This is a genomic window from Chromobacterium sp. LK11 (assembly GCF_001043705.1).
GTDB classification, from domain to species: Bacteria; Pseudomonadota; Gammaproteobacteria; order Burkholderiales; family Chromobacteriaceae; genus Chromobacterium; species Chromobacterium alkanivorans.
Genome location: NZ_LDUR01000037.1, coordinates 1 through 11,061 on the forward strand (window position 1 = coordinate 1; position 11,061 = coordinate 11,061).

Sequence of the window (11,061 nt, forward strand, 5' to 3'; positions counted from 1 at the left end):
CAAAAACCTCAACAAAAGCGGGCCGTACCGGGCAAGCCATTGATACGGCAGCGGATATCCATAAAGGGTATTAACCAACACCCGCCCCACTCCCCGCCAGAGCATGAAAAACGGGCCGAAGCTTGGCTTCGACCCGTTCGATTCAATACCTATATAAGAGCGCGATCAGCCCAAAGACAATAGCGACACCACCCGATAGCGGCTGACGCCTATCAGAGCCGGCACCAGCTCATAGAAGTTGCGATAGCCGTCCGGCTGATTCAGCCGCGCATTGAAGTCGGAAACGAACTGGCTGGCCCAACTCTGTTCATTCATATGCGACAGCTGTTCGATGGAATGCTGGGCCTCGGCAATCGCGCTATTGATCGCCGCGCGGGTATGCTGCAGCTGGCCGATGGAACGCACCACGCTCTGCAGCGCCTGACGCACCTGGGCGTGGTCGCCCACTTTCCAGCGCTCCGGCTGAAAAGCTTCAGCCTCGGGCTGCAGCTTAAGCCGCTGCGGGATGCCGCCGGGAAAACGAATGCCGCCGCCGCGCACGGTCATGCGCTCATTGAGCGCCCCCCATTGCGACTCCGGCACGCTGAACGCCAGCTGTCCGTCCTCGTTGATTTCGGCGCGCACGCCGCCGGCGGCCAGGCCGCGATTGAAGCGCCGCAGGATGTCCTCTTCTCCGGTCGCCCCGCCTACTTGCACCGAAGCCGGCGCCGCGCCGGACTCTCCGGTGGAGAACACCAGGGTTTCCGCCTGGCCGCCGGACAAGGCCGCCAGATCCAAACCTTTGACGGTGAAGCCCTGGCGCGCGTCGGCGGCCAGATGGAAGCGCAGCTGCCCGTCCAGGCTGCCGCCGCTGGCGGTCTGGCGCTTGCGCCATTGTTCATTGAACTGCTCCAGCTGGCGCTGCATATCGCCCTGGTTCAGCTGGCGCTGGGTCAGTTCGCGGCTGAGGCCTGATTTAACGCTTTCCAGCTGGTCGATCAGGCCGTCGACGAAGGACAAGGCCTGCTGCGCGGAGGTCAGCTGCTCGTTGAGCTGGGCGCTGTAACGCCAGCCCGAAGCCGGCGCGCCGCGCACTTGCGCGGCCGGTTGCGCCTGCGGCGCCGGCGCGCGTTCGATCACGCTGGCCGCGGCGACCGCGCCGGCGTCCTTGCCCCAGCGCTTGCCGCTTTGTTTGACGTTGACGGAGGAAATCGGAGAGTTCATGCCGGACTCGATCAAATCACGTCGAACAGGGACAGCTGACTGACGCGGCCATAGGCTTTTTGGCTGGCTTGCAACGCCATGGTGTAGCCGTTCATCTGAATGAAGGCGTCGGCGTAGTCCAGGCTGCCCAGCTTGGTCATGGTCTGCTTATTGGAAAGGCTGACGTTGTCGTGATTGAGGGCCAGCGTTTTCATGATGTTCTGCGTGCCGCCCAGTTGGGCGATCTTGCTGGAGATGCCTTCCAGCGCCTTGTCGCTGGCGTTCATCGCGCTGCGGATGTCGGCGGCGACGGTCGGATCCTTGTTGTCCAGCGCCGGGTCTTCCAGCCGGCCTATGGTTTTGTCCAGCTGGTTGAGGATGTCGGCCATGTTTTCCAGGGTGACGTTGGAGGCCTGGGTGATGCCGTCGCCCACCACCACTTGCTGCTTGTCGGTATTGCCGGTGAAGCTGTAGCGGCTGCCCGCCGGCTGCGCGGCGTCGTAAGCGAGGGCGGCCACCGCCGGCTTGGAGCCGGAGAACATGTAACGGCCTTCGGCGTCCTTGGTGTTGGCCGAGTAGAACAGACTTTCGCGCAGGCTGCGCAGCGGCGTCGCCATCGCCTTGAGATCGTCCACCGGCGGGTTGTTGGCGGCCGCGGTCAGCAGATCCTTGGCGTCGCGGATGTCCAGGCTGATGCTGTCGAGGATGGACTCGTTCTTGGACAACGTGGAACTGAGCGCGCCGATGTTTTGCTGGTACTGGTCCAGCGCGGCCTCTTCGCGCTGCAGGCGCAGCAGGCGCACGCTGGCGATGGGGTCGTCCGACGGCGCCAGCAGCCGATCGCCGCTGGACATGCGCTGCAGCAACTCGGCCAGCGCGGTGTTGCTGGTCTGCATCGCCAATTGCATGGTGGACAGGTATTGATTGCTGGAAACTCGCATGCTGTCTTCCTTACAAGATGGACAAGGTGCTTTCGAACAGCTGGTTCGCCACGCTGATCACCTTCATATTGGCCTGGTACATTTTCTGGAATTCCAGCAGATTCATCGCCTCTTCGTCGCGATTGACGCCACTGGTGTTGTGCCAGCTCTTTTCCGCCTCGGCGCGGATCACCTTGGCGCTTTCCAGGCCGGACTTGTTCTGTTTGCTGCTGACCGCCAGCTTGCCCACCATTTGCGAGTAAGCGTCGCCTATGGTGACGGCTCCGACGCCGGGCATGGTGATTTTCTGCTGCTGCAGTCCAATCACCGCCAGCAAGTTGCTGTTGTCGCCGGGCTTGGCCGGGTCGCCGGAGAAGCCCAGTTCGGCCGAGGTGATGCCGCTGGTTTTCAGAATGCCGTTGACGCCGGAGGCGTCGTAGACGAACAGCGGCTTGCCCGGCTGGCCGTTGCTGTCGTAGCCCAGCGCCAGCTGGTCGTTGACGCGCTGCGCCACCTCGCTGGCCAGGGTTTTCACCTGAGCGCGCATCGGACGCACGGTCTGGAGTTCGTATTGATTGAGCCCGCCCAGCTGGCCGCCCAGGCCGTCGCCGGCCAGGGTGTATTTGTCCTTGGAGAAATTCAGCGTCAGCACCTGGCTGCCGTCCGGCTGGCTGGTATTGCTCAGCGTGGCGGCCTGGGTGTCCGCCACCAGCGGCAGGCCGCTCTTGAGGCTGACGTTCTTGCTGCCGTCCGGCTGCGACACCACGCGCACTTCCACCAGGGAGGACAAGGAGTCGATCTGACGATCGCGCTCATCCTCCAGGCCGGAAGTGTTGGTGCCGACGGCCTTGCCGGCCGCGATCTTGGCGTTGAGGTCGGCGATGTTGGAGGTCGAACTGTTGATCTGGGTGACGGTGGCGGAGCGTTGCTCGGCAATGGCGGCCAGCTGGGAGCCGAACACCTTGTCCAGATTGTTGAAGCGCTGCGCCAGCGCTTCGGCGCTGCGGATCACCGGGTCGCGCATCGCGTCGCCGGACAGGCTGGCGGCGCTGAGCGCCTGGAAGAACTGGTCGAAACCGGCGGACAGGCTGCTGCCGTCGCGCCCCATCACCTGCTCCAGTTGGCCGAAGTAGGGATTCTGCGCCACCAGTTCGCCCTGGCTGGACGCCGCCTGCCACAGCTGCAAGTTTTTGAAGTCGTCGTTGAAACGGCGCACCGCGTTGACCACCACGCCGGAGCCGGAACTGTACGGGTCGCCGCTGCCGGGCATCAGCGCGGCCAAGACCACGCCCTGGCGCGAATAGCCGGGAGTCATCTGGTTGGCGATGTTTTGGCTGACGGCGTTCAGCGCGGCCTGGGAGGCGACGGCGCCGGTCAGCGCGTTGTCTATCATGCGCATGGCGGTTCTTACCTTTTATTCAGCGGCAGCAGCGGCGGCGCGAAAGCGGCCAGGCCCTGCGCGTCCGGCAGCGGGCCGGGGTTCTGTTTATCGCTTGCGACCGGCGCGCCGCCGTTCTTAAGGTGAATATTGCCATCCTGTTCCGGCAACAGCTGCCGCAGGATGGCGTTGGCCACGCCGAACACCCGCTGCTTGGCCAATTGGTCCGCCACCGCGCCGTCGGCGAAATCCAGCATGTCTCCGTTGATGGAGTTGGCGAAGATGCTGTCTTCGCCGGCGATTTCGCGCGTGGTCTTGCGGATCTGCTTGAACATCTCGCGAACGAACTGGGCTTCGAACTGCTCCGCCGCGGCGCCGGCCTTGCGGCGGTACTCCGGCGAGGCCGGCTGCACCGCCGGCTCATCCTTGGCGTCGGCCGGCATCGCCAGCGCGGCTTGTATCTGTTTGCTTTCCATCAGATCACCACCAGTTCGCCGTCGATCGCGCCGGCCTGATCCAGCGCCTGCAATATCGCCATGATGTCGTCCGGCGTGGCGCCGGTGCTGTTCACGGTGTCGATGATGGCGCGCAGGCTGGCGCCGGCCGGCCACTGGAACATGCGGCCGGAACCCTGGTCCACGTTGACGGTGGAGTTGGGGACAGTCGTGGTCTGGCCGTTGCTGAACGGCCCCGGCTGGCTGACGCTGGGGTTTTCCGAGATCACCACGCGCAGGCTGCCGTGGGACACCGCAGCCGGGCGCACGGTGACGCCCTGGCTGATCACCACGGTGCCGGTGCGCGAGTTGAACACCACGCGCGGCACTTCGCTGCCCACGCCGACGTTGACCCGCTCCAGCCGCGCGACGAAGGCGACGCGCTCGGTGGGGTCCAGCGGCGCGCGCACCTGGATGGTGGTGGCGTTGCGGGTGCTGGCCACGCGGCCGAAGCTGGCGTTGATGGCCTTGACGATATTGGTGGCGGTTTCGAAATTGGGCCGGCGCAGGCTGAGACGCACGCTGTCGCCCTCTTCGAAATCGCTGGGAATTTCGCGTTCGATGGACGCGCCGTTGGGCACGCGGCCGGAGGTGGGCGTGTTGACGGTGACGCTGGAGCCGCTCTTGCCCTGGGCGGACACGCCGCCCACCACCACATTGCCCTGGGCCAAGGCGTAGATTTCGCCGTTGGCCGCCTTCAGCTGGGTCAGCAACAAGGTGCCGCCGCGCAGGCTCTTGGCGTCGCCCAGCGAGGACACCGTGACGTCTATGGTCTGGCCGCGGCCGTAACCCGGCGGCAGGCTGGCGCTGACCATCACCGCCGCCACGTTCTTGACCTTGGTGTCGGTGCGTTCCGGCATTTTCAGGCCAAACTGCTTGAGCATATTGGCCACCGACTGGCCGGAGAATTTCACCTGGGAGTTGTCGCCGGTGCCGTCCAGGCCCACCACGATGCCGTAGCCGATCAACTGGTTTTCGCGGATGCCCTCCACCGTCACCAGATTGCGCAAGGGCTGCGCCGTCGCCAGCGTCGCCGCCAGCAGCAGCGTCCATCCCGTTATTTGCTTGATAAAACCGTGCATGATCCGCCCTGAATGATTCTGTGATTGCGCATGCTCGCCCCAAGGGCCGCATACGCGAACGGCGGACGCCCGTCAGCGCCCGCCTGTTGTCCCGCCCGGACTCCCCGCCGCTCCGCCGCTCAGAACGGCATCAGCGGGCTGGCGAAGAACTTCATCAGCCAGCCGGGTTCGTTGGCGTCCGACAAGGCCCCGCGGCCGGAGTAGCCGATGCGGGCGTTGGCGATGCGCAGCGAGGACACGCGGTTGTCGGTGTCGATGTCTTCCACCCGCACATAGCCGGCCAGGCGCAGGAACTCCTCGCCCTGGTTCAGCACCAGCTGTTTTTCGCCCTTCACTTCCAGCAGGCCGTTGCCCAGCACCTTGTGCACCACCACGGTCAGCGCGCCGGACAGCATGTTCTGCTGGGTGGAGGTGGAGGAGCCGTTGAAGTCCCGGCCCGCGTCCACGCCCACTTGCGCGCGGAAGGTGGTGTTACCCAACAAGGACGGCGCGATATTGGCGCCGGATTTCTTGCCGAAGCTGGTGCCGGCCTTCTTGCTGGCCTGAGTGGTTTCTTCCAGCACCACGGTCAGCACGTCGCCGGGACGGAAGGCGCGGCTGTCCGAAGTCAGCGATTGCGCGCCGGCGACGGTGAACACGCCGCCGCCCTTGCCGCGCTGCGGCTGCTGCAGCAATTCCGGCAAGGCGAATTCCTGCGTGGTCTGCGGCGGAATCGGCTGCGCGCAGCCGGCCAGCAGCAGCGCCAGCGCGCTCAGGGCCAGCAGCTTCATCGGGCCGACTGCGCCAGGTACTGCATCATATTGTCGGCGGCGCTCAGCACCTTGGTGTTCATCTCGTAAGTGCGCTGCGCGGCGATCATGTCCACCATTTCCTCCACCACCTGGACGTTGGAGCCCTCCAGCGCGCCCTGCTTGAGCTTGCCCAGGGAGCCGGAGCCCGGCGCGTCGGTGGTGGCATCGCCGCTGGCGGCGGTTTTCTGGAACAGATTGTCGCCCAGCGCCAGCAGACCGGCCGGGTTGACGAAGCTGGCCAGTTCGATCTGACCGGCGGTTTCCAGCGTGCTGCCGCTGCCGCGGGTATAGCTGACGGTGCCGGTTTCGCTGATGGTCACCGAGGAGGCGTCGGCCGGAATGGTGATGGACGGCTCCAGCGGCAGGCCCTGCGGGGTGACGATGGCGCCCTGGTCGTTGCGCTGCAGCTGGCCGGCGCGGGTGTAGCCGGTTTCGCCGTTGCTCATTTTCACTTGCAAAAAGCCCTGGCCGACGATGGCCAGATCCAAGGACTGATTGGTGGTGGTCAGCGTGCCCGAGGTGAACACTTTCTGGGTTCCCACCAAGCGGGTGCCGTTGCCCAGCTGCACGCCCAGCGGCGCGGTGTTGTCCTGGTCGGTCTTGCCGCCCGGCTGGCGGTCCACTTGGTAGAACAGGTCTTCGAACACCATGCGGTCGCGCTTGAAGCCGACGGTGTTGACGTTGGCGAGGTTGTTGGCGATGGCGGTCAGGCGCGCGTCCTGCGCCTGGATGCCGGTCTTGCTCACCCACATTGCTGGATTCATGTTTCGATTCCCCGATGGTTTGCGCCGTCGGCCTTGGCCGCGGCGCTGTTATTGGAAGGCCGGATCAGGCGCGCACCAGGCGGTTGCCCGCCTCCACCATGTCGCTGGCGGAGTTGAACAAGCGCATCTGCATTTCAAAGTTGCGGTTCAGCGTCATGGTGGCCACCATTTCCTCCACCGCCGACACATTGCTGCGCTCCAGATGCTCGCCCTGCACCTTGACGGTGTCGTCGGCGGCCAGCACGCCGCCCTGACGGCTGATCACCAGGCCGTTGGGGTCCTTGGCGATGTCCTGCGGCAGCGGCTTGACCAGCTTGAGCTTGTCTATCGGCTGCATTTCGCTTTCGCCGGCGGCCAGCACCGAGATCACGCCGTCGCTGCCGATGTGCAGCTTGACGTAGTCCGGCGGCAAGGTGATCTGGCCGCCGTCGCCCAGCACCGGATGGCCGTTGACGCTCAGCTTGCCGTCCACGTCCGCCACCATGGCGCCGGCCCGGGTATAGGCCTCGTTGCCGTCCGGCCCCTGCACCGCGAAAAAGCCCTCGCCCTTCACCGCCACGTCCAGGTCGCGGCCGGTTTCCACCACCGCGCCGCTGCGCACGTCCACCGCGTTGGCGCCGTTCTGGCTCAGGTGGCGCGCGTCGTAGCCGTAGCCGGGCACGGTCTGGCTGGTGCTGACGCCGATGTCGGCGCGAAAGCCGCCGGTTTCGGCGTTGGCGATGTTGTTGGCGTGAATCTGCTGCGCCTTGAGCATGCGGTCGGCGCCGCTCATCGCGGTGTAGATCAGTGCGTCCATTTATCCTTGTCCCGCCTTAGACCGCCTGCATCAGCGCCTGGATGGTCTGGTTCTCGGTGGAAATCACCTTGGTGTTGGCCTGGTAATTACGCTGCGCGGTCATCAGGTCCACCAGTTCGGAGGTCATGTCCACATTGGACTGTTCCAGGGTGAAGGCCAGCAGATTGCCGGACAGGCCGGCGCCGGGGCGCGAGTAGACCGCGGTGCCGGAGCCGGCGGTTTCCACCCAGCTGGTCTGCGAAGTGGCTTGCAGCGCGGATTCATTGGGGAAGTTGGCGATGGCCAAGGTGCCCACCACTTGCTTCTGGCCGTTGCTGTAGGCCGCCACCACATCGCCGTTGTCGTTCAGGCTGGTGCCGGTCATCGAGCCGGACGGGTAACCGTTGCTGGCGTTCAGGGTCTGGCTGCTTTCGCCGGCGAACTGAGTGGTGCCGGTGTAGTCCAGCTTCACCGCCAGCGGGGACGCGCCGGCGGGGGTGCCCAGGTTCAGCGCCACCGGCGCGGTGGGGCTGGTCAGCTTGCCGTCGGTGTCGAAATTCAGGGTGGCGGTGGTGGGCAGGTCGACGCCGTCCAGCGTGTAGTGCACGGTGACGGTGCTGGGACCGGTCTTGCAGAAGTACTGGGTCAGGTTGAGCTTATTGCCCAGGGAATCGTAAACCGTGGACACCGCCGAGCTGTTGAAGGTGTTCTGCGCCTTGTCGAACGGCACGGTCTGCACGCTCCAGCCCGCCGACATATTGCCGACGTATTGCAGCTTGTCGCTGGCCTTGGCCGGGATGTTGCCGTTGGGGATCTTGATGTCGCCGAAGGCGCCCAGCGCGTTGCCGTCGGCCTTGCCGTAACCCTGCACGCGACGGTTGAAGCCGTCAATCAGGTAGCCGTCCTTGTCGGCGTTGAAAATACCGACGCGTGAATAGGCCATGCCGCCGTTCAGGTCGCGGCTGACGAAGAAGCCGCGGCCGTCGATGGCGGCGTCCAGCGGACGACCGGTGCGCACGGTATTGCCGTTGCGCGCCATGTTCTGACTGTGGCCGACCACTTCCACCCCCATCGGCTGCGCGCCGGCGTAGGCGGCGGAGAAGCTGGTACGGCTGGACTTGAAGCCGTAGGTGCCGGTGTTGGCGATGTTGTTACTGATATTGCCCAGTTGGTTGTTGACGGCGTTAATGCCGGACAAAGCAATGTCGAAACTCATGGTCGCTCCAAAGTTCGTAGGTATCTTGAATCGGCGCTTCAGGCCTGGGTCTTGCCCAGCAGGCGGGTAATGGCGGAAGCGGGGAATTCGCCCAGTCCGGCCAGCGTCAGCGTGGGCTCGCCGCCGTTGATGGGCAGACGCACGCCGGACACGGTGGCCAGCATCTCCAGCCCGGCCTTGGACTTGGACGCGGTGCGCACTTCCAGCTTGTAATCGCCTTCCACCAGCCCGTGCTTGCTCGGGTCCACGTTGAAGTCGAATTCGCCGGCCGGGCGCTTGCCCAGATCGATCACGGTCTGCTGGCCGCCGGAGTCGGTCAGCACCAGGGACACCTGCTGCTCTTCGCCGGACAGGGTGACGCGGCCGGACAAGGGATCCTTGCCGCTCAGGTGCGCCTGATCGGCCTGCACCAGCACCTGCCTCCCCACTTGCGAGCCCAGCGACACGCCCTGCAGTTCGCGCAGCATCAGCGCGTTGCCCTGCAATTGCTTGAGCATGTCGGCGGAACTCTTCATCTGGCTCATCTGCGCCAGCTGGCTGACGAACTGCGAAGCGTCGGTGGGGTCCAGCGGGTTCTGGTTCTGGATCTGGGCCAGCAACAACTTCATGAACATATCGTCCATGCCGGTGCTTTGTCCGGCGGCCGGCGCCACGGCCGGGTTGGCGCCGTTGGAGGCGGCGGACTGGCTTTGCTGCCCGTTCTGCGCGGCGTTCACGCTCATGCGTTGTCTCCCAGTTTCAGCAGGTCCTGCTGCATGCCCTTGACCCGGGCCAGCACTTCCACATTGGTCTGGAACGCGCGAGAGGCCGACAGCATGTCGGTCATCTCCTCCACCGCGTTCACATTGGAATAGAAAACATTGCCGTCAGCGTCGGCCAGCGGATTGCCCGGCTCGTGCGCCTTGCGCACCGGCTCCTGGTTCTGCACCACGTCCAGCACGCCCACGCTGGCGCCGCGCCAGCCGTCGAAGCCGTCGCCGCCCCGGTACTGGGTGGCGAACACCGGCTTGCGGGAGCGGTAGGCCGCCTGCTCGCTGCCGGCGGCGGTGTCGGCGTTGGCCAGATTGCTGGCCACGGTGTTGAGACGCACCGTCTGCGCCGTCATGGCGGAGCCGGCAATGCGGGAAATATCGCGGAAGGACATGGCTTACTGACCTGCTATCACTTTGGCCAGCCCGCGGAACTTCATGTTCAGAAAGGCGAGGCTGGTCTGGAATTCGGAAACGTTCTGCGCGAACTCGGCCTGCTCCACGCCCAGCTCCACGGTGTTGCCGTCGCGCGCGGGATGATTGGGCAGCCGGTATTGCAATTCGCCGGACGGCGAATCCAGCGGAAACGCGGCGTCGTCCGCCGAAGCGGCCAAAGCCGTTTTGAAGTCGATGTCCCGCGCCTGGTAGCCGGGCGTGTTCTCGTTGGCGATGTTGGACGCCAGAATACGGGTGCGCTCCGCCCTCAACTGCAAGGCAGCAGGGTGGACGCTCAATGCTTTATCAAGGTGCAAACCCATTGCCTAGACCCATGCGGTTCTCTACCATGTTTAAACATCGGCTATCTAATTCACATTAAATGGCCGGTCGATTGAAAAGCGATACTAATAACCGCACCCCCTCACGTATACGGGATAATTACCAAGTCATCCGTAATGGCAATTTTCACATCCTATCGGCATCAAACCGCGCCGCTATTGGCTGCGCTGCTCATCCTGCCCTGCCTCCCGGCGTTGGCGGCCCCCTATCCGGCCGCCGCCGCGGTGGAGCAAACCGCACGCGCCTTGCTGCTGCAAAAACTGGAAAAAGCCGGCCTGGAAGCCGCCCGCGTCAACGTCAAGGCGCTGCCGCCGCGGGGCTTCAACGCCCCGCCCTGCCCCGAGCCGGTGCGCGTCGCCGCGCTGGACGAACGCGCGCCCAGCCGCATGCGGCTGCAGGCGCGCTGCGACGCCGCCGGCTGGGACGCTGAATTCATCGTCCGCGCCGATATCAGCGCCCGCGTGGCGGTGGCGGCGCGCGACATCCCGGCGCGCAGCCTGCTGGACGCCGGCGACATCGAATGGATGGAACGGCCAGTGCTGGACCCGGCCGACATGGTGGGCGCCAAGACCAAGCTGGAGGGATTGAGCAACCGCACCGCGCTGCGCCAGGGCCAGCCGCTGCGGCTCAAGGCGCTGGAGGCCAGCCTGCTGGTCAAGCGCGGCGAGGAAGTGCGCATCGTGGCGCGCAACAGCGGCATCGAGGTGGTCGCCGCCGGCGAGGCGCTGGGCAACGGCCGCCAGGGCGAGATCATCCGCGTGCGCAACAGCGCCACCGGCAAGGTGATCCGCGCCCGCGCCAGCCAGCCGGGCGAGGTCAACCCGGTGGACTAAGAAGCTGTTCAAGGTCTGCTGCGCGTCGTGAAACGCGACACGGTGAGTACCGCTTCGAAATGCTCATGTACCACGTGTGCATTCCGCTTTCTCAGCGGTT

Annotated in this window: 13 protein-coding genes; 1 reads left to right on the plus strand and 12 read right to left on the minus strand. The window is 65.1% G+C overall.

From position 1 onward, the window contains the following. Window positions 1-165: 165 nt before the first annotated feature. From VK98_RS19270 to flgB, 12 genes are all read right to left on the minus strand, one after another. Window positions 166-1,203 carry a hypothetical protein gene (locus VK98_RS19270; protein WP_048415599.1) on the minus strand — a complete coding sequence of 346 codons (1,038 nt, stop codon included), beginning with the start codon at window positions 1,201-1,203 and terminating at the stop codon, window positions 166-168. Window positions 1,204-1,214: 11 nt separating this feature from the next. Continuing rightward, window positions 1,215-2,123, minus strand: coding sequence for a flagellar hook-associated protein FlgL (gene flgL, locus VK98_RS19275; protein WP_048415600.1), 909 nt, complete (start codon window positions 2,121-2,123; stop codon window positions 1,215-1,217). A gap of 10 nt (window positions 2,124-2,133) precedes the next feature. Then, window positions 2,134-3,501, minus strand: a complete 1,368-nt coding sequence (gene flgK, locus VK98_RS19280; protein ID WP_048415601.1) for a flagellar hook-associated protein FlgK — start codon at window positions 3,499-3,501, stop codon at window positions 2,134-2,136. A gap of 8 nt (window positions 3,502-3,509) precedes the next feature. Beyond that, complete coding sequence (locus VK98_RS19285; RefSeq protein WP_048415602.1) at window positions 3,510-3,956, minus strand: hypothetical protein; 447 nt, start codon at window positions 3,954-3,956, stop codon at window positions 3,510-3,512. Then, on the minus strand, window positions 3,956-5,056 hold the full coding sequence (locus VK98_RS19290; RefSeq protein ID WP_019102956.1) for a flagellar basal body P-ring protein FlgI: 1,101 nt from the start codon (window positions 5,054-5,056) through the stop codon (window positions 3,956-3,958). Before VK98_RS19290 ends, VK98_RS19285 begins: the two co-directional genes overlap by 1 nt. Before the next feature lie 119 nt (window positions 5,057-5,175). Then, window positions 5,176-5,826, minus strand: a complete 651-nt coding sequence (flgH, locus tag VK98_RS19295) for a flagellar basal body L-ring protein FlgH (protein ID WP_048415603.1) — start codon at window positions 5,824-5,826, stop codon at window positions 5,176-5,178. Beyond that, complete coding sequence (gene flgG, locus VK98_RS19300) at window positions 5,823-6,611, minus strand: flagellar basal-body rod protein FlgG (RefSeq protein ID WP_082159140.1); 789 nt, start codon at window positions 6,609-6,611, stop codon at window positions 5,823-5,825. Before flgG ends, flgH begins: the two co-directional genes overlap by 4 nt. Window positions 6,612-6,675: 64 nt before the next feature. Further along, window positions 6,676-7,407 carry a flagellar basal body rod protein FlgF gene (locus VK98_RS19305; RefSeq protein ID WP_048415605.1) on the minus strand — a complete coding sequence of 244 codons (732 nt, stop codon included), beginning with the start codon at window positions 7,405-7,407 and terminating at the stop codon, window positions 6,676-6,678. A gap of 16 nt (window positions 7,408-7,423) precedes the next feature. Beyond that, window positions 7,424-8,602: a flagellar hook protein FlgE gene (locus tag VK98_RS19310; RefSeq protein ID WP_048415606.1), complete on the minus strand. Its 1,179-nt coding sequence runs from the start codon at window positions 8,600-8,602 to the stop codon at window positions 7,424-7,426. Window positions 8,603-8,640: 38 nt separating this feature from the next. Continuing rightward, window positions 8,641-9,324: a flagellar hook capping FlgD N-terminal domain-containing protein gene (locus VK98_RS19315; RefSeq protein WP_048415607.1), complete on the minus strand. Its 684-nt coding sequence runs from the start codon at window positions 9,322-9,324 to the stop codon at window positions 8,641-8,643. Beyond that, window positions 9,321-9,746 (minus strand): flagellar basal body rod protein FlgC, encoded by a 426-nt coding sequence (flgC, locus tag VK98_RS19320; RefSeq protein WP_019102950.1) that lies wholly within the window; start codon window positions 9,744-9,746, stop codon window positions 9,321-9,323. The genes VK98_RS19315 and flgC overlap by 4 nt, the downstream gene beginning before the upstream one ends. A 3-nt stretch (window positions 9,747-9,749) precedes the next feature. Further along, window positions 9,750-10,085 (minus strand): flagellar basal body rod protein FlgB, encoded by a 336-nt coding sequence (flgB, locus tag VK98_RS19325; RefSeq protein ID WP_275897726.1) that lies wholly within the window; start codon window positions 10,083-10,085, stop codon window positions 9,750-9,752. 159 nt (window positions 10,086-10,244) lie between these two features. Here flgB and flgA point away from each other — a divergent pair, with 159 nt between their 5' ends. Further along, window positions 10,245-10,961 (plus strand): flagellar basal body P-ring formation chaperone FlgA, encoded by a 717-nt coding sequence (flgA, locus tag VK98_RS19330; RefSeq protein WP_048415608.1) that lies wholly within the window; start codon window positions 10,245-10,247, stop codon window positions 10,959-10,961. The last annotated feature ends 100 nt before the right edge of the window (window positions 10,962-11,061 follow it).